This window comes from Streptomyces formicae (assembly GCF_002556545.1).
In the GTDB taxonomy this organism is placed as follows: domain Bacteria; phylum Actinomycetota; class Actinomycetes; order Streptomycetales; family Streptomycetaceae; genus Streptomyces; species Streptomyces formicae_A.
Map to the genome: position 1 here is coordinate 4479411 of NZ_CP022685.1, position 21536 is coordinate 4500946.

Genomic DNA, 21536 nt, shown 5'->3' on the forward strand with positions numbered 1-21536 from the left:
CCATCCGGAGGGGAGCCGGGAGTCCGGTCAGCCATCAGGAAGTCCGAGCCCCGGTACGCGGATGGCCGGGGCTCGGACGTTCCCCGCGGGGAGTCCGGGATTGGGACCCCGGACACCCCGCGGGCACTGGCACGAGCGGGTCGGGAGAGTCAGAACAGGTCGGGACACCAAGGACGCCTGGACGTACGGAACATGACGTCGGCCAGCGCCGCCGCCCCCACCCCCTCCTCCCCGATGCGCCCCAGCGCCACGAGTCGCGCCGCGGACGCGTCCCCGAGCCACAGCTCCGCCAACTCCGCGACGTCCAGGGCAAGGTCCGCCGACTCCGTGGTCGGCACGCAGGTCGCGCCCTGCGGCGTCGCGTCGAGCCGGTAGCGCCCGCCCGCCAGACCCGCCCCGTCGGTGATCTCCAGGACGAGGGAGCCGGGAGCCGCGTACGTACGCGATTCGAGGGCCCGTACGACGTCCAGGATCCGCAGCCAGAGCCAGTCCGCGTGCCCGGTCACCGTGGCGGCGCGCAGGTCGGGCAGCAGGTGCGGGAGCAGGTCGTCGGGGGCCCGCCAGCCGCTCTTGACCGTGATGACCTTGTCGATCGCGCAGAGGTAGTGCCACAGGTCGCGCTCGGCGGCGGTCGTGGCGGCCGTCAGCGCCAGGACCGTGGCGGTGTTCAGCGGCAGCCGGGAGCCGCCCCACTCGTCGTTGCTCGTGCGGTACGCGGCCAGTCCGTCGACCCGGCCCGACGGATCGCGGTAGAGCGCGTAGAACGGCTCCTGCCACGGGAATTCGGGGGTCACCTGCTGCCCGGTGTTGCGCAGCCACCACTCGTCGCCCCGGTCGATCACGCCGTGCCGCTCGGCACGGACCCGCTCGTGCAGTTCGGGGCCGAACTTGCGCACGTCGTCGCCGTCGACGAGGTCGATCCGCGCGCCGGGCACGGCGGGCCCCGACCAGCGCGGGTCGAGCCCGGAGCGCAGCACGTCGACGCTCCACTCGGTGACCCAGGTCGCGGGCCCGAAGCCGTACCGCCCGTAGATCGGGTACTCGGCGGAGATCAGCGTGGCCACCACGTCACCGCGCTCCTTGGCCGCCGCGAGATCGGTGGCCATCATGCGGCTGAGGATGCCGCGGCGCCGGTGCGTGGGCGCCACCGTCACGGCCGTCACCGCGTTGGCCGCGACTGGCGCTCCGCCCACCGCGGTGACCCGCTGGTCGAAGGAGCGGAAGGTGCCCACGACGCGGTCGCCGTCGAAGGCGCCCCACACGCGGGTAGGGGCCGCGCGGTCCTTGAGGTTGGCGACGGCCTGGTCCGACATGGCGGCGAAGGACTGCAGGAACCCGGTCTGGACGGCACGCAGCCAGGCGGGCAACTCGGCGTCGGCCACGGCTCTCACGTCAACATCACTCATGCGCCCACGCTAGGCGCGGCCGACGACGCCCCGCACTCGGGTTTCCGTCACACCAGCAGGTCGTCGACCTGCGCCTCGCCCTCCCTGTAGCGCCGCGCGATCTCCGCGCTGCAGTCGTCCGTGGTCCGCTGGAGCAACTGCCGCCGCCGCGACACCTGCTGCTCGTAGCGCACGAGGCGGCCCATCGCCGTGTGCAGCTCGTCGTCCGTGCGTGCCGCCAGGTCGGAGAGCTGGACCTCGGCGAGCATCTCGGTGGCCAGCAGCCGGTACTCCTCGCTGTGCGGGGTGCCGAGCGTGACGTGCCTGGCCGACGAGCGGTGCCGGGCCGGGGCGTCCCTGAGGATCTCGGGGAGCCGGTCGAGCACCGACGCGTCGGGCTCCGGGGCGAGCGGGTCCCTGCGGCGCGCGATCTCGGCCCGCAGGATGTCGATCCGGCCCTGCAGCAGCCGCCGCACGTAGCTCAGATCGGCCTCGTCCTGCTGCGCCCCCCTGCGCAGCTCGCGGAGCTCCGCGAGGCGCAGCGCCGCCAGGTCGTGCTCGGGCACCGCCGGAAGGCGTGGGCTGCCCGTGCGCTGCGCGGGCGGCCGCGGAACCTGCGTACGCAGCAGCGAGATGCGACCGGGCGAATGCCCGGTACTTGGTGTGCTCATGTGGCTCTACCCGTCCCCTCGACCGGCCGACGCGGTACACCGCGTGTGAGCATCGTGCCACCCCGAGTGGCCGCTATGTGAATGAGTGCCCGGAATCGGCCCCGGATGGGGGGATCGGAGGCATGTCCCGGGCGCCGTGCGCGGCACGGCATGATGACCGTATGCGAGCAGTGGTGCAGAGGGTCGACGGCGCGAGCGTCGTCGTGGACGGCGAGACCGTGGGCGAGATCAGCGGCGAGGGCCTGTGCGTCCTGGTGGGCGTCACGCACGACGACACCAAGGAGAAGGCGGCCCAACTGGCCCGCAAGCTCTGGTCGGTGCGCATGCTGGCCGACGAGAGGTCGTGCAGCGACATCGACGCGCCGCTCCTGGTCATCAGCCAGTTCACGCTCTACGGAGACGCCCGCAAGGGCCGCCGCCCCACCTGGAACGCGGCCGCCCCCGGCCCGGTGGCCGAACCCCTGGTCGAGGAGGTGGTCTCGCAGCTGCGCGCCCTCGGCGCGACGGTGGCGACGGGCCGCTTCGGCGCGCAGATGCGGGTGGGCCTGACCAACGACGGGCCCTTCACCGTGCTCCTGGAGATGTGACCCGCCGCCACGGGAACGGTCAGGGCTCGACGACGACTTCCTGGGCCGCGGCGGTGTCCCCCGCCACGAGCTCCGCGTCCAGGGGCACGTTGCGCTTGATGAGGCCGAGCGCGATGGGACCCAGCTCGTGGTGGCGCACGGCCGTGGTGATGAAGCCGAGCTTGCGTCCCTCGGCGCCCTCGCTCGCGAGGTGCAGCGGCGTCCCCGGGACCGGCAGGTGCACCTCGCTGCCGTCCAGGTGCAGGAAGACCAGGCGGCGCGGGGGCTTGCCCAGGTTCTGCACGCGGGCGACGGTCTCCTGCCCCCGGTAGCAGCCCTTCTGCAGGTGCACGGCGGTGCCGAGCCAGCCCAGCTCGTGCGGGATGGTGCGGTGGTCGGTCTCGAAGCCGAGCCTCGGCCGGTGGGCCTCCACACGCAGCGCCTCGTAGGCGAGGAGCCCGGCGGCGGGGCCCTGCGCCTCGGCGTACGACTCCAGGTCCGCGCGCGGCAGGAACAGGTCGCGGCCGTGGGCGGTCTCGCGCACGACGACGCCGTCGGGGACCGGGGCGATCGATCCGGCGGGCAGGTGCACCACCGCGAACTCGTCGGTGCGGTCGGCCACTTCGACGCGGTAGAAGAACTTCATGCTCTCCAGGTACGCGAGGAGCGCTTCCTGGGTGCCGGGCTCGACGTGCACCCAGACCGTCTCGCCGTCGTCGACGAGGTAGAGGGCGTGCTCGATGTGGCCGTTGGCGGAGAGGATCAGCGCTTCGGTGGCCTGGCCCGCGGGGAGCTCGCTGACGTGCTGGGTGATCAGCAGGTGCAGCCAGCTCAGCCGGTCGGCGCCGGTGACGGTGAGCACGCCGCGGTGCGAGAGGTCGACGAATCCGGTGCCGTCGGCGAGGGCGCGCTGCTCGCGGAACAGTTCCCCGTAGTGGGCGGCGACGCCTTCGTCCACGCCCTCGGCGGGGACGGCGCCGGGCAGGGACAGGAGAGGGCTCTTCATGTTCACACAGACTACGACCTGCCCGGCGGGCCGCTTATTCCGCGTCCCTGCAGTTCTCGCACTGCCCGAAGATCGCGAAGTGCTTCAGGTCGGTGTCGAAGCCGAAGGTCTCGCGCAGCTTGGCGGTGAAGTCCGCGGCGATCTCCGTGTCGGCCTCGATGACGTTCGTGCAGTCGCGGCAGACCAGGTGGATGTGGTGGTGCCGGTCCGCCAGGTGGTACGTCGGCGCCCCGTGCCCGAGGTGGGCGTGCGAGACGAGCCCGAGCTCCTCCAGGAGCTCCAGGGTGCGGTAGACCGTGGAAATGTTGACCCCCGACGCCGTCTTCCGCACGTGGCAGAGGATGTCGTCGGGGGTCGCGTGCTCAAGGGTGTCGACGGCTTCGAGGACAAGCTGGCGCTGCGGCGTCAGCCGGTAGCCGCGCTGCCGCAGGTCGCTCTTCCAGTCGGAGTCGGTGCTCCGGGAATCGGTGCTCGCCACACCTGAGAGTCTAGGTCTACTTGAAGAAGGCGATGCCGTCGTCCGGCAGGTCGCCCAGGTTCCGAGCCATGTCGGCGACCTCCTCGGGCGTGACGACCTTCTTGAGCTGCGCCGACATGTACGGGCGCAGCGGCACCTCGGGGGTCTGCTTCTCGCCGACCCACATCAGGTCGCCCTTCACATAGCCGTAGAGCCGCTTGCCGCCGGTGTAGGGGCCGGAGGCCGCGGTGCGCGCGACGGCGTCCGTGACCAGGTCGATCTGCGGCTTCTGGTCGGCGAGCTCGCCGTACCAGACCTCGACGACGCCGTCGTCGCGGACCATCACGACCTCGACCTTGCGGTCCTCGCCGATCCGCCAGAAGCCGGACTCGGACTCCAGCGGCTTGACCTTGTTGCCCTCGGCGTCGAGCACCCAGGTGTACGAGCGGTACTCGATGAAGTCCCGCCCGTCGTGCGTGAAGGAGACTTCCTGGCCGAAATTCGCCTTCTCGGCGCCGGGGAAGTCGGTGACGCCCGCGCCCGCCCAGTTGCCGAGGAGGAAGGCGAGGGGGACGAGGGAGGGGTTCAGGTCGGACGGAATCTCGATCATGGGAAGCTCAGGCGATCTGTGGTGGTGGAGTGGGGGTCGTCAGCGCTGGCCCTGGTACAGCTTCTTCACGGTGAGGCCGGCGAAGGCGAGGACGCCGACGCAGACGAGAACCAGCAGGGCGGAGAAGAAAGCCTCAAGCACGGGGTGCTCCTCGGTGAGCGGTGGGGCAGGTATCAGAGCCGGTCCCACTGTAGTCGGGCGGCGCCCGTCCCTCTCTGTGAGGGCCCTCGGGACGTACGCTGGATGTATGTACGCGCGAAGGCGCCATGTGTACTTCGCCATGATGGGCACGTGCATCGCCCTGTTCGTCCTGGCGTGGGGCGTGGTGCGGCTCTGGTCGATCCCCGCCGCCGTCGGGATGTGCGTGGTGGCGATGGTGATCCCGCCGCTCGCCGCCATCGTGGCGAACCGTCGAGGCCCCGAGGACCGCTGGTGGGACGATCCCAGCGGGGACCGGAAGTCCGACGAGTGGTGGGACGAGCTGGACGGCAAGCGCAAGCGGTAGCGGCGCGCACGCCCACGGGGCAGCCGAAGGGCCGCACCCCGTTCCAGTGGCGTCCAACCCCCTGGGGTGCGGCCCTTCGGCCGTTCATGGTGCGTGCCGGATCAGACCGCGATCGCGATCTCCGCGAGGCCGCCCGTCTGGGCGACGACCGTGCGGTCGGCGGTGCCGCCGGGGATCAGCGCCCGGACGGTCCAGGTGCCCTCGGCGGCGTAGAAGCGGAACTGTCCGGTCGCCGAGGTCGGGACCTCGGCGGTGAACTCGCCGGTCGAGTCCAGCAGGCGCACGTAACCGGTGACGGGCTCGCCGTCGCGGGTCACCTGGCCCTGGATCGTGGTCTCACCGGGCTTGATCGTCGAAGCGTCGGGGCCACCGGCCTTTGCTCCACACATGCGTACTCCTAGGGGAAAGAAAGGTCGGTCTGCTTACTTGTTGGCGCCGAGCTCGATCGGCACGCCGACGAGCGAGCCGTACTCGGTCCACGAGCCGTCGTAGTTCTTGACGTTGGTCTGGCCGAGCAGCTCGTGCAGGACGAACCAGGTCAGGGCCGAACGCTCGCCGATGCGGCAGTACGCGATGGTGTCCTTGGCCAGGTCGACCTGCTCGTCCTCGTAGAGGGCCTTGAGCTCGTCGTCCGACTTGAAGGTGCCGTCGTCGTTGGCGTTCTTCGACCACGGAATGTTGCGCGCGGACGGGACGTGGCCCGGACGCTGCGACTGCTCCTGCGGGAGGTGGGCCGGGGCGAGCAGCTTGCCGCTGAACTCGTCGGGCGAGCGCACGTCGACCAGGTTCTTCGCGCCGATGGCCGCCACGACGTCGTCGCGGAAGGCGCGGATCGAGGTGTCCTGGGGCTTGGCCTTGTAGTCGGTGGCGGGGCGGTTCGGGACCTGCGCACCGTCGACCAGGTCGCGGGAGTCGAGCTCCCACTTCTTGCGGCCGCCGTCGAGGAGCTTCACGTCCTGGTGGCCGTAGAGCTTGAAGTACCAGAAGGCGTACGAGGCGAACCAGTTGTTGTTGCCGCCGTAGAGGACGACGGTCGTGTCGTTGGCGATGCCCTTCGCCGACAGGAGCTTCTCGAAGCCCTCCTGGTCGATGAAGTCACGGCGGACCGGGTCCTGGAGGTCCTTGGTCCAGTCGATCCGGATCGCGTTCTTGATGTGGTTCTTCTCGTACGCCGAGGTGTCCTCGTCGACCTCGACGATGGCGACCTTCGGGTCCTCGATGTGGGCCTCGACCCAGTCGGCGTCTACCAGGACGTCGCTGCGGCTCATGACTTCTCCTCCGGGGCAGGTGCGGCGGTGCGGCTGTGCTGCGGGTGCACGAGGGGGCGGCCGGTACGGGCCGGTGGTGCGGGGAGGCACTGTGGCGTACGTACGGCGCGGGGCGGCCTGCCGGTAAGGGCGTCGACAGGCCGACGGGAAACGAGGGGGTGAGGCCCTCGTCAGAAGGTGCGACAGAGCATGGCGGCGACGCGGCACAGGTCCACTGCCCGCCGCTTCGTGAGGTCCGCCTGTCGTTGCATGGGTCCGATCGTAGGGAGGGAGGGGCGGCTGTGTCACCGGTGCTCCGCATGGTGAGACACGATCGTCCACGATGTGGGAATAGTTGAACCCCGGGGCCGCCCCGAAGGGCCCCGGGGTCCGGTGTCGTCCCCGTCACATCCGCCCGCCGGACGGCTTCGTCTCGCACTTCGGACGAAGCGGCCCTGGCGGGGGTTCAGCGGGGTTCAGCGGGGTTCAGCCCGCGAGTCGCACGTTCGAGCCCGTCACGGACATGTCCACGCCGTCCGGCGCCGCCTCGACCTTCTCCAGCTTGATCCCGGCCGGCAGGTCCTCGACCTTCTGCTCGAAGTCGGTGACGTCGCGGGCGGTGCCCTCGGGCAGCGGGATGGAGACGCCGAGCACGGAGATCTTCTTCGGGATCTCGTCCGCGTGGACCTTGATGTTGTCGCCCTCGACGCGGATCGAGCTGAGCACGTAGACGGGCTTGGGCAGCTTCACGCCGCCCTTGCTGACCTCGACCTCGACCTTGATCTTGCCGTTGCCGCCGTCGGAGAGGCCGACGACCTTGCCGGTGGCGCCGAGCGGCAGCTGGACCGGCTCCGACTTGCTCGCCTTCAGGAGCTCGTCGTAGGAGACGCGCGCGGTGCCGGTGGCGGTCGCGGCGGTCGCCGAGCTGTAGTCGCCGGAGAACTTCACGCCCTTCATGTGGGCCGTCAGATCGTCGATGAGGAGGGAGTCGGAGCCGGACTTGGCCTCGTAGTCCTTGATCCCCACCTCGACGTCGTCGAGCTCGCCGCCCGCGACCTGGGTCAGGAACGGGAAGCCCTTGATGGAGACGTCGGGCGTCCGGCTCAGGCCCTCGCTGGTACGCATCTTGTCCGCCGCCTCGCCCTCGGCGAAGTTCACGGCCAGCCGGTCGGCCGCCACGAACAGACCTCCCAGGACCACGACGACGATCAGAAGTATTCGTACGGCGCGCATGCTCATGTCCGGTGTTCCCCCACCTTGTCCCCCGACTAGCTGTCGTTTCCGCGAGCCTAAAGGACAGGTCCCCGGCCGAAGCGCTCGGCCGGGGACCTGTCGATCAGCTGTGACGATCGGACGCGCGCCGGTCAGCCGATGGCACGGCCGAGCACGTACACGGCGGGGGCGGCGGCCGCGAGCGGCAGCGCGACGCCCGCAGTCATGTGCACGAACCGCGACGGGTAGTCGTAGCTCGCGACGCGGTGCCCGATCAGCGCGCAGACACCGGCGCCGAGCGCGAGCAGCGCGCCCTTGCTGCCGTAGTCGGTCATGCCGCCGACGGCGACCCCCGACCCGGTGGCCGCGAGCAGCGCCACGACGACCGAGGCGGGCGTCGGCAGCGGCAGCGCGCGGGCGAGCACCGCGACGGCGACGGCGACGCAGCCCACGGTCACGGCGTCGGCCTCGGCCGCGAGGTGCCCGGTCGCGATGATCGCGAGCGCGGCGGAGGCGAGGGTCGCCATGAGCCCGTACATCCGCTCGTCGGCACCGGCGTGGCTGCGCAGCTGGAGCACCACCACGAGCAGCACCCAGACACCGAGGGTGCCGAGGATGGCGGCGGGCGCGTGCTCCTTGCCGACGCCGAGCAGCGCGACGTCGGCGACGACACCACCGAGGAACGCGAGCGCGATGCCCTGCCTCGCGGGCCACATCCCGTTGAGCCGGAACCACCCGGCGGCGGTCACGGCCTGCAGGATCACCAGCGGCACGAGCAGCGCGTACGACCCGGCGGCCGCGCCCCCGGCGAGCAGCAGCCCGAGCAGCGCGGTCAGCGCGGCGGGCTGCATCCCCGGCTCGATGATCGGCGACCGCCCCTCGGCGCGGGCGCGCTGGGCGTCCGTTATGCGGGGGTTGCCGGTGGTGGTGGCGGGGCCGTAGGAGCTCTCGTCAGCAGCCTCCGGCTGCGGCTCCGGCTCCGGAGGCACCGAGGCGTACGACTGAGGCGGCAGGTACGCCGTCTCCGTCACGTCCACCGCGGCAGCGGGCGGCGGCTGCACGGACGTCTCCCACGTCTGCCCCTGCCACTGCTGGGTGTACTGCTGCTGCGGATCCACGTAGTACTGCTGCTCCGGGTAGGACTGGGCGTACTGCTGCTGCTCCGGATAGGGCTGCGCGTACTGCTGCTGCTGGGGATCCGCGTAGTACTGCTGCTGCTCCGGCGACGGATACGGCTGCTGAGGATCCGGATACCGCTGCTGGTACGGGTCGTACCCCTCGTACCCGTCATAGCCCTCGTACGGCTGATTGGACATGGCGCTCATCCTCCTGCGAACGGCGGGAGCACCTCGACCGTGCCGCCCTCGGCAAGGCGTACGGTCTCATGCCCACGAGTCCCGACGGGGTCGCCGTCGACAAGGAACGAACAGCGCTGCAGGACCCGGACGAGCTCGCCCGGGTGCCGCTCGCGCGCGGCGTCAAGGGCCTCCGCGAGCGTCCCCGCCGCGTACGGCTCCTCCGCGACACCCGCTGCCGCCTTGGCCGCGGCCCAGTAACGAATGGTGCCGTTCACCATGCGACGCTCCTCTCGGTCGGCGGTCGCCGACGTCCATGATGCCGTGGCCCAGGCCGCGATCCGCCCGGCGAGCTCGTCGGAGGCCGCGTGCTCCGCGTGCCCCATGCCCTCTTCCAACCACAGTTCGGCCCCGCCCGCGGCCGCCGCGGCCAGCATCCGGGGATGGTCGACGGGGAAGTACGGGTCCCGGTCGCCGTGCACGACGAGCAGCGGGGTCGGCGCGATGAGGGGGACGGACTCGACCGGCGAGAGCGGCACGGGGTCCCACTCGTGCGGGTGGATCCGGGTGCGCAGGCCGAAGCGGCCCACCGCGCGGCCCGCGGGGCGCGTGACCACCCAGTGCAGCCTCCGCATCGGCGCCGTCCCCCGGTAGTACCAACGCGCCGGGGCGCTCACCGCGACCACCGCGTCAACCCGCGCTTCCGTGCGCCCCCTGTGCAACGCGGCGTGCCGCAGCACGACGGAGCCGCCCATCGAGAAGCCGACGGTCACCACGCGCGCGTGCCCGAGGGATCGCGCCCACTCGACGGCCGCCACCAGGTCGAGTACCTCGCGGTCGCCGACCGTGGAGCGGCCTCCGGACGCCCCGTGGCCCCGGAAGGAGAAGGTGATCACGGCCGCACGCTGGGCGAAGACGCGCGCGATGCGCCGTACGTGGGGCCGCGAAAGATCCCCCGTGAAGCCGTGCGCGACCACGATCGCGAGCTCTCCCGAGGGGTCGGGCCCGGGGTCGTAGGCCGCCTCGACGGCCACTCCGTCGTGTGTACGAAGCATGACGCGCCGTTGAACGCGACCCTGCCCCCGAGTGAGCGGCGGCACAGAAGATCGCGCCGCTTGACCTGCCGGACCGGAACTCATGTGGGCTATTCTCCTTGGCAGAGGATCCGGGCAGCGCAGCCCCCGGGTCCTTTTGTGCTTTCAGGAGCACACGTACGAAGCAGTGCCGCATACGTCCTCGCAGGGACCGAGGAGGAACCGACGTAATGGGCGAGCGAAACGTGCACGACAGTCAGACGAACCGGGCAGGTGCGGGCCGATGAGCTCTCTGCTGCTCCTCACCAATGCCCTCCAGCCGTCGACGGAGGTGCTCCCCGCTCTCGGCCTGCTCCTTCACAACGTGCGCGTCGCCCCCGCGGAAGGGCCCGCTCTCGTCGACACCCCCGGTGCCGACGTCATCCTGATCGACGGGCGCCGCGACCTCCCCCAGGTGCGCAGCCTCTGTCAGCTGCTGCGCTCCACGGGCCCCGGATGTCCCCTGGTCCTCGTCGTGACGGAGGGCGGTCTCGCCGCCGTCACCGCCGACTGGGGCATCGACGACGTACTCCTCGACACCGCGGGCCCCGCCGAGGTCGAGGCGCGCCTGCGGCTCGCGATGGGCCGCCAGCAGATCACCTCGGACGACTCCCCCATGGAGATCCGCAACGGCGATCTCTCCGTGGACGAGGCGACGTACAGCGCGAAGCTCAAGGGCCGGGTCCTGGACCTGACCTTCAAGGAGTTCGAGCTGATCAAGTACCTGGCGCAGCACCCCGGCCGGGTCTTCACGCGGGCCCAGTTGCTCCAGGAGGTCTGGGGCTACGACTACTTCGGCGGCACGCGCACGGTCGACGTGCACGTGCGGCGCCTGCGCGCGAAGCTCGGCGTCGAGCACGAGTCGCTGATCGGCACCGTCCGGAATGTCGGCTACCGCTTCGTCACGCCCGAGAAGGTCGAACGGGCGGCCGACGAGGAGAAGGCGAAGGCGGCGACGCCCCGGGCCGAGGAGAACGGCGGCGCGCGGGCGGCGTCCGTCCCGGCCGTCGCGGAATCCGCTCCGAAGGAAGCTGCCGTACGCCCTGCCCAGCGGTAGTTCCATCCGCGTAGACTCCGCGCGTGGCCAAGGTGACTCGGGATGACGTGGCGCGACTTGCGGGTACTTCGACCGCGGTCGTCAGTTACGTCATCAACAACGGACCCAGGCCGGTCGCCCCGGCCACGCGCGAGCGGGTACTCGCCGCGATCAAGGAGCTGGGTTACCGGCCCGACCGGGTTGCCCAGGCCATGGCCTCGCGGCGCACGGACCTCATAGGCATGATCGTGCCGGACGCGCGCCAGCCGTTCTTCGCGGAGATGACGCACGCCGTGGAACAGGCGGCGTCCGAGCGCGGAAAGATGGTCCTCGTCGGCAACTCCGACTACGTGGAGGAGCGCGAGACCCACTACCTGCGCGCCTTCCTCGGCATGCGGGTCTCCGGCCTCATCCTCGTCAGCCACGGTCTGACCGACCAGGCCGCCGCCGAGATCGACGCGTGGGACGCGCGCGTGGTGCTCCTGCACGAGCGGCCCGAGGCCATCGACGACGTCGCGGTCGTCACGGACGACGTCGGCGGCGCGCAGCTCGCCACCCGGCACCTGCTCGAACACGGCCATGAGTACGTCGCCTGCGTCGGCGGCACCGCGGAGACCCCGACGGTCGGCGACCCCGTCTCCGACCACGTCGAGGGCTGGCGGCGCGCGATGCGCGAGGCCGGCCGCCCGGTGGAGGGGCGGCTCTTCGAAGCCCCCTACAACCGCTACGACGCCTACCAGGTGGGCCTCGAACTGCTCGCCCGCCCCGACCGCCCCACCGCGATCTTCTGCTCCACGGACGACCAGGCGATCGGCATCCTGCGGGCGGCGCGCGAGCTGCGCATCGACGTGCCCGGCGAGCTGGCCGTGGCGGGCTTCGACGACGTCAAGGAGGCCGGGCTCACCGACCCGCCGCTGACGACGGTGGCCTCCGACCGGCCCGCGATGGCCCGCGCGGCCGTCGACCTCGTCCTCGACGACGGACTGCGGGTCGCGGGTTCGCGCAGGGAGCGCCTGAAGCTGTTCCCCTCCCGGCTCGTGGTGCGCCAGTCCTGCGGCTGCCAGTAGCCGCCCTCCGCCCCCTCCCGTCCGCCTTTATAACGGGCATACGCACTTCTGCCGGGCTTCTCAGGACGTACTCAGACAGCTCTCATGTGCGGCGGACAGTCTCAAGGACATGACCGAGACCTTCCGCCACAGCGGCGAGTACCACCAGCAGCAGTCGTCAGCGCCTGTGCCGCCCGGCGGTACGCAGGGCGCCTTCCCGCCCCCGCCCGCCTACGCGCCGGAAGCACCTCAGGGGCACGGCCCCGCAAGGCGCCGCCGCGCGAGGGGCCCGCTGGCCCTGCTCGCCGCCGTCGCCATCGCGGCGGCCGCGGTGGGCGGCGGCACCGCGTACGCCGTCCAGACGCTGACCGACCGGGACGGCGGTTCCTCCGCCACCAGCACGGACGTCGTGCCGACCAGCAAGAAGGGCACCGTCTCCGGTGTCGCGGAAGCGGTCAGCCCGAGCATCGTGGAGATCAGCGCGAGCACCGGTCAGGGCAAGTCCACCGGCTCCGGCGTCATCACCAAGAGCGACGGCGAGATCGTCACCAACAACCACGTCGTCGCCGGCGCCACCTCGATCAAGGTGCGCACCAACGACGGCAAGACGTACGACGCCGAGGTCGTCGGCACCGACAGCAAGAAGGACCTCGCGCTCATCCAGCTGAAGGACGCCTCCGGGCTCAAGCCCGCGACCCTCGGCAACTCCGACAACGTGAAGGTCGGCGACGAGGTCGTCGCCATCGGCTCCCCCGAGGGCCTGACCGGCACCGTCACCAGCGGCATCATCTCCGCGCTCGAACGCGACGTCACCGTCTCCACGGACGAAGGACAGCAGCAGCCGCAGAACCCCGACGGCGGCTGGCCGTTCGAGTTCGGCGGGCAGCAGTTCAACGGCGACACCGGCTCGTCCAAGACCACCTACAAGGCGCTCCAGACCGACGCCTCGCTCAACCCCGGCAACTCCGGCGGCGCCCTCATCGACATGAACGGCAACATCATCGGGATCAACTCCGCGATGTACTCGCCCAGTTCCTCGTCGCAGGGCAGCGGCGAGTCCGCGTCCGGCAGCGTCGGCCTCGGCTTCGCCATCCCGATCGACACCGTCAAGAACGACCTGGGCAAGCTCCGGTCGGGTTCCAGGACCTGACCGCTCGTACCGACCCCGGGCACCACCCCAGGAGGACGCCATGTCCGACACCCCCCGCACCCACCGCACCCCCCACACCTCCCTCACCGTCAACCGCGCGCGGCACGCGCTCGCCGTCACCGTCGGCTGGGGCCGCCCCGCCACCGATCCCGCCGGGCTCGGCCTCCCGCTCGCCGTGGCGCGCGACGTGCAGGCCGCGCGCGAGGACCGCACCGCCCGTGCCCGCGTGCGAGGCTGATACCGGCCCGTTCCGCCCCTGACCCGAGGAAGTCCGAAGCCCATGAGCCCCGCCGAAGGCGACCGCACCGGTGACCGCGAGCAGCAGCGCATCCTGATCGTGGACGACGAACCCGCCGTGCGGGAGGCGCTCCAGCGCAGTCTCGCCTTCGAGGGGTACGCCACGGAGGTCGCCGTCGACGGCGCCGACGCCCTGGAGAAGGCCGCCGCGCACCGCCCCGACCTGGTCGTACTCGACATCCAGATGCCCCGCATGGACGGCCTGACCGCCGCGCGCAGGCTCCGCGCCACCGGGACGACCACGCCCATCCTGATGCTGACCGCGCGCGACACCGTCGGCGACCGCGTCACGGGACTCGACGCGGGCGCCGACGACTACCTGGTCAAGCCGTTCGAACTGGACGAGCTGTTCGCCCGCATCAGGGCGCTGCTGCGGCGCAGTTCGTACGCCGCCGCCGCGGGAGAGGCCGAGGAGGGCGACACCCTCTCCTTCGCCGACCTGCGCATGGACCTGGCGACCCGCGAGGTCACCAGGGGCCCGCGCACGGTCGAGCTGACCCGCACGGAGTTCACGCTCCTGGAGATGTTCCTCGCCCACCCCCGCCAGGTCCTCACCCGTGAGCAGATCCTGAAGGCCGTCTGGGGCTTCGACTTCGAGCCGTCGTCCAACTCCCTGGACGTGTACGTCATGTACCTGCGCCGCAAGACGGAGGCGGGCGGCGAACCCCGTCTGGTGCACACGGTGCGGGGCGTCGGGTACGTGCTGCGGGGCGGGGAGTGAACAGGGTCGTACGGCGGTTCCGCGCGCTGCCGTTGCGCTCGCGCCTCGCGCTCCTGGTGGCCACGGCCGTGGCGCTCGCCGTCGCGGCGGCCGCGGTGACGTGCTGGTTCGTGGTGCGCAACGCCCTGATCGACTCGTTGGACGGGGCGCTGAGCAGCAACCGCCCCAACCCGAACCAGGTCGTCCAGCAGATCGACATCGACGCACTGGCGGGCAAGGCGCGCTGTCTGCGCACGATCCCCACCCGCGACAACACCGATCTGTACGAGCAGACCATCCAGATCGTGTCCAAGAACGGCACGAAGTGCACCATCCTGGGACGCCGGTCGATCGAGGTCGGCCCCGAGGACACCGCCGTGGCCGAGAACCAGGACACGGAGACGTACCACAACGCCGTCGCGTCCAACGGCGAGAAGTACCGGGTCCTGACCTATCCGCTCAAGGAATACCCGCAGTTCTCGCTCGCGGTCTCCGTGGCCCGTCCCCTCAGCGAGGTGGACGACACCCTCGACAGTCTCGCCCTGATCCTCGTCGTCGTCGCCGGAGTCGGCGTCCTCGGCGCGGGCGCCGCGGGACTCTGGGTGGCGCGCACGGGTCTGCGCCCGGTGGACCGACTCACCGAAGCCGTCGAACACGTGGCCCGCACCGAGGACTTGAACCTCCGCATCCCCGTCGAGGGCGACGACGAGATCGCCCGGCTCTCGGAGTCCTTCAACTCCATGACCGCCTCGCTCGCCTCCTCCCGCGACCTCCAGCAGCAGCTGATCGCCGACGCGGGCCACGAGCTGCGGACGCCGCTCACCTCCCTGCGCACCAACATCGAACTGCTCGCGCGCAGCGAGGAGACGGGCCGGGCCATCCCGCCCGACGACCGCAAGGCGCTCCTCGCCTCGGTCACCGCGCAGATGACCGAACTGGCCGTACTCATCGGCGACCTGCAAGAGCTCTCGCGGCCCGACACCGGCGAGAGCGGCGCCAAGGTCCAGGTCGTCGCGCTGCACAACCTCACGAGGACCGCCATCGAGCGGGCCAGGCTGCGCGGCCCCGAGCTGACCATCACCGCGGAGCTCGCGCCCTGGTACGTGCGCGTGGAGCCGCCCGCCCTGGAACGCGCCATCGTCAACGTCCTCGACAACGCGGTGAAGTTCAGCCCGCCGCGCGGCACGATCGAGGTCGCCCTCGACCGCGGCAGGCTGACCGTGCGGGACCACGGCCCCGGCATTCCCGAGGACGAACTCCCGCACGTCTTCGACCGGTTCTGGCGCTCGCCGTCCGCGCGCAGCCTGCCGGGATCGGGCCTCGGCCTCTCGATCGTGGCGCGTACGGTGCGGCAGTCCGGCGGCGAGGTGACGCTGGCGGCGGCCGAGGGGGGCGGCACGGTGGTGACGGTGCAGTTGCCGGGGGCGGCCACTCCGCCGCCCGGGGAGATGCCGTCCACCCCCAGTTAACGAGACGCCGCGTCTTGCCAAACCCGGACCCGGCCGCTATCTTCGAGGGACACGAAGCGAGACGCTACGTCTCGTATCGCCATCTGTCCCCTACGGAAGCGGCCCCCACTTGTTCCCAGTCACCCCAGTCACCCCACTCACCACAGCCCCCGCAGCCACCACCTCCCAGCTCACCCTCACCGACATCACCAAGCGCTACGAGGACCACGTGGTCCTCGACCGCGTCTCCCTCACCATCCGTCCCGGCGAGCGCGCGGGCGTCATCGGGGACAACGGCTCGGGCAAGTCCACCCTGCTGCGGATCGTCGCCGGGCTGGAGCAGCCGGACAACGGCACGCTCACCGTCACCGCGCCCGGCGGCACCGGACACCTCGCGCAGACCCTCGGCCTGCCGGACACCGCGACCGTCGGCGACGCGATCGACGCGTCCCTCGCCGAACTGCGCTCCCTGGAGCGGCGGATCAGGGCCGCCGCATCGTCCCTGGAAGGCGCCGACCAGGCCGCGTACGACCACTACGCACGCCTCCTCGCCGAGTTCGAGGCGCGCGGCGGACACGACGCCGACCGCCTCGTCGAGGTCCACCTGCGCCACCTCGGGGAGCCCGGCGCCCTGGACCGCGCACGGCCGCTCGGCACGCTCTCCGGCGGGCAGCGCTCCCGGCTCGCGCTCGCCGGAACGCTCGCGTCCGCCCCCGAACTGCTCCTGCTCGACGAGCCGACCAACGACCTCGACGACGCGGCCACGCACTGGCTGGAGGAACGGTTGCGCGCCCACCGCGGCACGGTCGTCGCGGTCACGCACGACCGGGCGTTCCTCGACCGCGTGACGACGACGATCCTGGAGGTGGACGGCGAGCGGCGGACCGTGCGGCGCTACGGCAACGGTTACGCGGGCTACCTGACCGCCAAGGCCGCCGAACGCGCCCGCCACGAGCGGGAGTACGAGGAGTGGCGCGCCGAAGTCGCCCGGCACTCCGCGCTCGCCGACTCCAACATCGGGCTGCTCTCCGCGATCCCCCGCAAGGCACCGGCCGCGTTCAGCGGGGCGGGCGCCTTCCGCGCGCGGTCACGGGCGCACGGCGCGATGAGCCGGATCCGCAACGCCCGCGAACGGCTGCACCGGCTGACCGAGAACCCCGTGCCGCCGCCCCCGCGCCCCCTGCGCTTCACCGCGCGCGTCGACGGTGCCGCGGCGGGTGACGTCGAGCTCACGGACGTACGCGTCCCGGGCCGTCTGGAGATCGACGGGACGCTGACCATCGGCGCCGGTGAGCGGCTCCTGGTCACCGGGCCCAACGGCGCGGGCAAGACGACACTGCTGCGGGTGCTCGCCGGGGAGCTGGCCCCGGAGTCGGGCGAAGTCCGCCGTCCGGGGCGGGTGGGGCTACTGCGGCAGGACAACTCCCCCTCTGCGGACGGGCGTTCGGTGCTCGACGCCTTCGGCGGGGAGGAGCGGCGTGCCGAGCTGCTCGCGCTCGGGCTCTTCCGCGAGGCGGATCTCGGGAGGCCCGTGCGGGTGCTCTCCGTGGGGCAGCGGCGGCGGCTCGAACTGGCCCGGCTCGTCACGCGCCCGCTGGACCTGCTGCTGCTCGACGAGCCGACCAACCATCTGTCCCCCGCGCTCGTGGAGGATCTGGAGGTGGCGCTGGAGGGGTTCGCGGGAACGTTGGTGGTCGTGAGCCATGACCGGCGGCTGCGGGCGGGTTTCCGGGGCGGGTGCCTGTCGCTGCGCGACGGGCGTAGGTGCTAGATCGTCTCGTCTGCGGGCGCGTCGTGGCTCGTCGCGCAGTTCCCCGCGCCCCTAAGTGCCTACCGGCCGATCCCGATCCCCGAGCCCGCGATCCGCACCCTGATGCCCTCCTTCTCCACCGTCACGTCCTGCAGTGCCATCGTTCCCTCGCCCGGGAGCTTCGGGAGTTGGAAGGCGAGGGTGAGGCGGTCGGCGAGTACGGGGCGGGTGAGCTTGGCGAGGCCGTCGAGGAGCGCGGGGTCCAGGCCGAGCTTCTTGAGCAGCTCGGGGTGGCCCATCGCGACGTCGATGAGGTTGAGGCCCATCACGTCGTTCACGAACTTCGGCGCGCCCGTCAGCTCGTTCAGCTTGGCGTCGCTCTCCAGCGCCCCGCGCACCACGGAGTCCGGCACGCCGAGCCGCTGGACGATCGCGGGGACGGAGAGCAGCGCCTTTGCCTTCGACGTCTCCTTGCTCACGCGGTCGGCGGAGGAGCGCGACAGGTGCAGGCCCTCCTTCTCGCGGGTGCCGGGTCGGTACGTCGCGAGGTCGCCGAGCTGGAGGCGCATGCCGCCGATGTCGGTGGAGATGCCCCGGTCGCCGTTGCGCTGGATGCGGGCGTCGGCGCGCACCTTCAGGTCGTGCCCGGCGACGGGCAGCGTGCCGCGCGCGAGGACCTGGTCGTGGCCCTTGCCGGTGAACGTGACCTGGGAGGCGCCCAGTTCGCGGTTGAGGTCGTCGAAGGAGAGCAGCACCTCGCCGTTCATCTCACCGATGTGGGCGCCCTTGAACGAGGTGGGACCGTCCCCGTCGATCCGTACGTCGGTGGCGGTCGCGGAGACCTTGGCGAGGGAGATCCGGTCGGCGGCGACGTCGGGGACGGTCACCTTCACCTTGTCGACGCGCTTGTCGAAGACCTGGGTGAGGAAGGGGAATCCCTCGATGTCCACCTCGGGCGCCGCGCTCAGCTTCATCTGGTCCTTGAGCTTGTCCGCCGCCTCGTGCTCGGCGTACAGAAGGGCCCAGCGGTCACCGAGAGCGAGGAACGCGGTGGCGACGAGGACGGCGACGACGGCCTTCGCGGCGAGCGGCAGGCCCGCGAAACGGGTGCGGCGGCGGCTGCCTCGGCGGTGGTTGGGCGGCGTCCAGGGGGCGTCCGCGGCGGGCTCGTCCTTCTCCTCGTGGAGGAACTCCTCCAGCGGGTTCGGGGCGAGTGCGCCCAGCTCGTCGTACGGATTGCTGTACGCGGTGGCCGGAAGTTCAGCGGTGTCGTTCGTGCGGTCGTCGTGGACTGTGCGGTGGTCGTGGACCGTGCCGTCATCGAGCGGGGCGTCCGAAGGACGCGTGGCTATGCGGTGGGGGGAACGCATCGGCCGATCTCACCATACGTTCACACCCCACCCCAAGCCTGACTCCCGGTAACCAGTGGTTTCGGCCGCTTACTGAGGTGGTCGCGCGGTGCTTCCGCCCCAGGTCGGAGCCGCTCGGTTCACCTGAACGTCATCTTCGTCACTTCACGATCTTGATCCGGTCGGCCTTCGGCGGCGCGATCGGCTTGTCCGCCGAGGAGTTGGCGGTCAGGTAGTCGTTGAACGCCTTCAGGTCGTCCGCGCCGACGATCGGCTTCGTCCCCTTGCCGAGCTCGGCGAAGCCGTCGCCGCCGCCCGCGAGGAAGGAGTTCATGGCGACGCGGTAGGTGGCGGCCGGGTCGATCGCCTTGCCGTTCAGCTTGATCGAGTCGGCGACGACGCGGTCGGCCCCCGTCTTGGTCATGTCCAGCGTGTACGTCAGCCCCTCGGACACCTGAAGGATCTTCGGCGAAGCCGCATTCGACCCGCTGACCTGCTGCTTCAGCCCCGTCACAAGCTGTGCGCCGGTCAGGTCGACCAGGTTGACGGTGTTGCTGAAGGGCTGCACGGTGAACGCCTCGCCGTACGTGACGACCCCGTCCCCCTCACTCCCGCTCGCCTTGAAGACGATGTCGGAGCGGATGCCGCCCGGGTTCATCAGGGCGAGGTCGGCCTTCGGATCGAGCGACTTGGCGTGGGCGAGCTGCGCGTCGGAGATGAGATCGCCGAGGGGCGACTCGGGGACACCGGCGCCGCGCCCCGGGATGTCCGCGGAGACGTACCCGACGGGCTTGTTGGCGACGGGGGCCGCCAACTTGTCCCAGCGCTGGATGAGCGAGGTCATGTCCGGCGCCTTGGCCTGCTCACGACTGACGACGTGATTCGCGGACTTCACGCTGGTCCGCACGATGTCCTTGGTCCTGCGGTCGTACGTGAGGGTGGTGTCCGTGTAGAGCTTCCCGAAGGAGGAGGCGGAGGTCACCATGCGCGGATTGCCCGCGGGGTCCGGGATCGTACAGACGTACGCGTTGTGCGTGTGCCCTGTGACGAGGGCGTCGACCTTGGGCGAGATGCCCTTGGCGATGTCGGTGATCGGCCCGGAGATGCCGTCGCCCGCGCCCGGGGAGTCGCAGTCGTAGTTGTACGTCTGGCTCTTGGGCACGCCGCCCTCGTGGATGAGCGTGACGATGGACTTCACGCCCTGCTTGTCGAGGACCTTCGCGTACTTGTTGACGGTCTCGATCTCGTCGTGGAACTTGAGCCCCTTGACGCCGTCGGCGGAGACGATGTCCGGCGTGCCTTCCAGGGTCACACCGATGAACCCGACCTTGACGCCCTTGTGCTTCCACACCCAGTAGGGCTTGAGGATGGGCTTGCCGGTCTTCTCGTCGGTGACGTTGGCGGCGAGGTATGGGTAGTCAGCCCCCCTGAACTTCTTCCCCTTGCCCTTCTTGTCCTTCTTGTCCTTCTCGAAACAACCGTCCTTGGGGTGGCAGCCGCCGTTCTGCATGCGGGCCAGTTCCTTGGCCCCCTCGTCGAACTCGTGGTTGCCGACGCTGGTGACGTCGAGCCCGAGCTTGTTCATCGCCTCGACGGTGGGCTCGTCGTGGAAGAGCCCGGAGAGCAGGGGGCTCGCGCCGATGAGGTCGCCGGCGGCGGCGGTGACGCTGTAGGGGTTGCCCTTGCGCGCGGTGCGCAGCGACGTCGCGAGGTACTCGACCCCACCCGCGTCGATCTTCTTCTCGCTCCCGTCGGGCTGCTTCTCCGTCACCTGTCCCGAGGACCCGGCGGGCGGCTGCAGATTCCCGTGGAAGTCGTTGAACGACAACAACTGCACGTCGACCGTGCGCTTCTCGCCGCCCTTGCCCCCACCCGCGTGCTCCGCCCCCGCACTGGCGGGAAGCGCGGCGGCCAGCGCACCGACGGTGGCGAGCGAGGCGGCCGCGGCAAGCACGCGATAGGCACGACGTCTGGGCCGACGTGACTGGGCTGAGGCTGACACGTGTCCCCCTGGGGGTCGAATGGACTTGTATGGACTCGAATGAGCTCGAATAGGTCCGAACAGAACCGATACGACGGCATTCCGCCGCGACGGCAGCCTAGAGTCAACGCGCGTAGCACAACAGAGGGTTGCTGGTTACATCCTGGTTGCCGTTAGGGGGGGATCTGGCCCCTGGGCCTGGCTGACGGTGGTAGGGGCGCGACGGCCGAGCGGGCCCCTCCCCCCCCGGCACTTGAGGACGAACGCCACGGCGTCCAGGTCGCCCGGCGGCGGGGGCGGCCGCCTGAGGGCGAGCGTGGGGCATGCGGGGCGCCTCCCCCCCCCGGGGAGGGGGAGGGATCGGGGTGGGCGGACGATATTCAGCCCGTCCGGCGCTTGAGGACGAGCGCGCAGCGCCAATCCGGCCCGCACAGCGATCGAGAGGGCCAGCGCGCAATATCGAGCCCGCACGACGATCGAGGGGGCGAGCCCGCAATATCCAGCCCGCACGACGATTGAGAGCAAGCGCGCAGCGCCAACCCAACCCGCACGACGGTCAAGAGGACCAGCCCGCAACATCCAGCCCGCACGACGATCGAGAGGGCGAGCGCGCAATATCCAGCCCGCACGACGATCAAGAGGGCCAGCGCGCAATATCGAGCCCGCCCGGCGCTTGAGGGCGAGCGCGCAGCGCCAATCCGGCCCGCACAGCGATCGAGAGGGCGAGCGCGCAATATCGAGCCTGCCCGGCG

At 71.0% G+C, this 21536-nt stretch carries 22 protein-coding genes and 1 pseudogene; 9 read left to right on the forward strand and 14 right to left on the reverse strand.

Annotation, left to right across the window (positions count from 1 at the left end):
• Nucleotides 1-149: 149 nt before the first annotated feature.
• Together KY5_RS19095 and KY5_RS19100 are read right to left on the reverse strand one after the other, a co-directional pair.
• Nucleotides 150-1406 carry a GNAT family N-acetyltransferase gene (locus tag KY5_RS19095; RefSeq protein WP_098243400.1) on the reverse strand — a complete coding sequence of 419 codons (1257 nt, stop codon included), beginning with the start codon at nt 1404-1406 and terminating at the stop codon, nt 150-152.
• 47 nt (nt 1407-1453) lie between these two features.
• Complete coding sequence (locus KY5_RS19100; RefSeq protein WP_098243401.1) at nt 1454-2056, reverse strand: ABC transporter substrate-binding protein; 603 nt, start codon at nt 2054-2056, stop codon at nt 1454-1456.
• Between the two features lie 161 nt (nt 2057-2217).
• Between KY5_RS19100 and dtd the strand changes: the two genes are divergently transcribed.
• The gene (dtd, locus tag KY5_RS19105) at nt 2218-2643 is read left to right on the forward strand and encodes a D-aminoacyl-tRNA deacylase (protein WP_098243402.1); all 426 of its coding nucleotides are present in this window, start codon (nt 2218-2220) and stop codon (nt 2641-2643) included.
• A 19-nt stretch (nt 2644-2662) separates the two neighbouring features.
• Here the strand turns inward: dtd and KY5_RS19110 are convergent, their stop codons facing one another.
• From KY5_RS19110 to KY5_RS19120, 3 genes are read right to left on the reverse strand one after another with little or no spacing between them, the layout of a single operon-like run.
• On the reverse strand, nt 2663-3628 hold the full coding sequence (locus tag KY5_RS19110) for a YgfZ/GcvT domain-containing protein (protein ID WP_098247351.1): 966 nt from the start codon (nt 3626-3628) through the stop codon (nt 2663-2665).
• Nucleotides 3629-3662: 34 nt separating this feature from the next.
• Complete coding sequence (locus KY5_RS19115) at nt 3663-4106, reverse strand: Fur family transcriptional regulator (RefSeq protein WP_098243403.1); 444 nt, start codon at nt 4104-4106, stop codon at nt 3663-3665.
• 16 nt (nt 4107-4122) lie between these two features.
• Nucleotides 4123-4695, reverse strand: coding sequence for an FABP family protein (locus KY5_RS19120; RefSeq protein ID WP_098243404.1), 573 nt, complete (start codon nt 4693-4695; stop codon nt 4123-4125).
• Nucleotides 4696-4942: 247 nt separating this feature from the next.
• Between KY5_RS19120 and KY5_RS19130 the strand changes: the two genes are divergently transcribed.
• Entirely contained in the window at nt 4943-5200 is a 258-nt protein-coding gene (locus KY5_RS19130; RefSeq protein WP_098243405.1) for a DUF3099 domain-containing protein, read from the forward strand.
• Nucleotides 5201-5301: 101 nt separating this feature from the next.
• Here the strand turns inward: KY5_RS19130 and KY5_RS19135 are convergent, their stop codons facing one another.
• From KY5_RS19135 to KY5_RS19155, 7 genes and pseudogenes are all read right to left on the reverse strand, one after another.
• Nucleotides 5302-5589 carry a DUF1416 domain-containing protein gene (locus KY5_RS19135; RefSeq protein WP_055551667.1) on the reverse strand — a complete coding sequence of 96 codons (288 nt, stop codon included), beginning with the start codon at nt 5587-5589 and terminating at the stop codon, nt 5302-5304.
• Nucleotides 5590-5622: 33 nt separating this feature from the next.
• On the reverse strand, nt 5623-6468 hold the full coding sequence (locus tag KY5_RS19140; RefSeq protein WP_098243406.1) for a sulfurtransferase: 846 nt from the start codon (nt 6466-6468) through the stop codon (nt 5623-5625).
• 170 nt (nt 6469-6638) lie between these two features.
• On the reverse strand, nt 6639-6719 hold the full coding sequence (locus tag KY5_RS43240; protein ID WP_351007875.1) for a putative leader peptide: 81 nt from the start codon (nt 6717-6719) through the stop codon (nt 6639-6641).
• 214 nt (nt 6720-6933) lie between these two features.
• Nucleotides 6934-7680, reverse strand: a complete 747-nt coding sequence (locus tag KY5_RS19145; RefSeq protein ID WP_098247352.1) for a DUF2993 domain-containing protein — start codon at nt 7678-7680, stop codon at nt 6934-6936.
• 131 nt (nt 7681-7811) lie between these two features.
• Nucleotides 7812-8975, reverse strand: a complete 1164-nt coding sequence (locus KY5_RS19150; protein WP_098243407.1) for a hypothetical protein — start codon at nt 8973-8975, stop codon at nt 7812-7814.
• A gap of 5 nt (nt 8976-8980) precedes the next feature.
• Nucleotides 8981-9235, reverse strand: coding sequence for a MoaD/ThiS family protein (locus tag KY5_RS42555; protein WP_234363189.1), 255 nt, complete (start codon nt 9233-9235; stop codon nt 8981-8983).
• 39 nt (nt 9236-9274) lie between these two features.
• Nucleotides 9275-10093, reverse strand: a pseudogene (locus KY5_RS19155) (alpha/beta hydrolase); the annotation flags it as partial.
• Between the two features lie 178 nt (nt 10094-10271).
• Here KY5_RS19155 and KY5_RS19160 point away from each other — a divergent pair.
• From KY5_RS19160 to abc-f, 7 genes are all read left to right on the forward strand, one after another.
• Nucleotides 10272-11084 carry a response regulator transcription factor gene (locus tag KY5_RS19160; protein ID WP_098243409.1) on the forward strand — a complete coding sequence of 271 codons (813 nt, stop codon included), beginning with the start codon at nt 10272-10274 and terminating at the stop codon, nt 11082-11084.
• A 23-nt stretch (nt 11085-11107) separates the two neighbouring features.
• Nucleotides 11108-12130 carry a LacI family DNA-binding transcriptional regulator gene (locus KY5_RS19165; RefSeq protein WP_098243410.1) on the forward strand — a complete coding sequence of 341 codons (1023 nt, stop codon included), beginning with the start codon at nt 11108-11110 and terminating at the stop codon, nt 12128-12130.
• Between the two features lie 109 nt (nt 12131-12239).
• Complete coding sequence (locus KY5_RS19170) at nt 12240-13259, forward strand: S1C family serine protease (protein ID WP_098243411.1); 1020 nt, start codon at nt 12240-12242, stop codon at nt 13257-13259.
• Nucleotides 13260-13299: 40 nt separating this feature from the next.
• Complete coding sequence (locus KY5_RS19175; RefSeq protein WP_098243412.1) at nt 13300-13497, forward strand: hypothetical protein; 198 nt, start codon at nt 13300-13302, stop codon at nt 13495-13497.
• A 42-nt stretch (nt 13498-13539) separates the two neighbouring features.
• Nucleotides 13540-14277, forward strand: coding sequence for a response regulator transcription factor (locus KY5_RS19180; protein WP_098243413.1), 738 nt, complete (start codon nt 13540-13542; stop codon nt 14275-14277).
• Nucleotides 14274-15725: a sensor histidine kinase gene (locus KY5_RS19185; RefSeq protein ID WP_098243414.1), complete on the forward strand. Its 1452-nt coding sequence runs from the start codon at nt 14274-14276 to the stop codon at nt 15723-15725. The genes KY5_RS19180 and KY5_RS19185 overlap by 4 nt, the downstream gene beginning before the upstream one ends.
• Before the next feature lie 109 nt (nt 15726-15834).
• Nucleotides 15835-17475, forward strand: a complete 1641-nt coding sequence (gene abc-f, locus KY5_RS19190; protein WP_098243415.1) for a ribosomal protection-like ABC-F family protein — start codon at nt 15835-15837, stop codon at nt 17473-17475.
• Between the two features lie 59 nt (nt 17476-17534).
• Here the strand turns inward: abc-f and KY5_RS19195 are convergent, their stop codons facing one another.
• Nucleotides 17535-18824 (reverse strand): DUF2993 domain-containing protein, encoded by a 1290-nt coding sequence (locus KY5_RS19195; protein ID WP_098243416.1) that lies wholly within the window; start codon nt 18822-18824, stop codon nt 17535-17537.
• A gap of 139 nt (nt 18825-18963) precedes the next feature.
• Nucleotides 18964-20805 carry a bifunctional metallophosphatase/5'-nucleotidase gene (locus KY5_RS19200; protein WP_098243417.1) on the reverse strand — a complete coding sequence of 614 codons (1842 nt, stop codon included), beginning with the start codon at nt 20803-20805 and terminating at the stop codon, nt 18964-18966.
• Nucleotides 20806-21536: the final 731 nt, after the last annotated feature.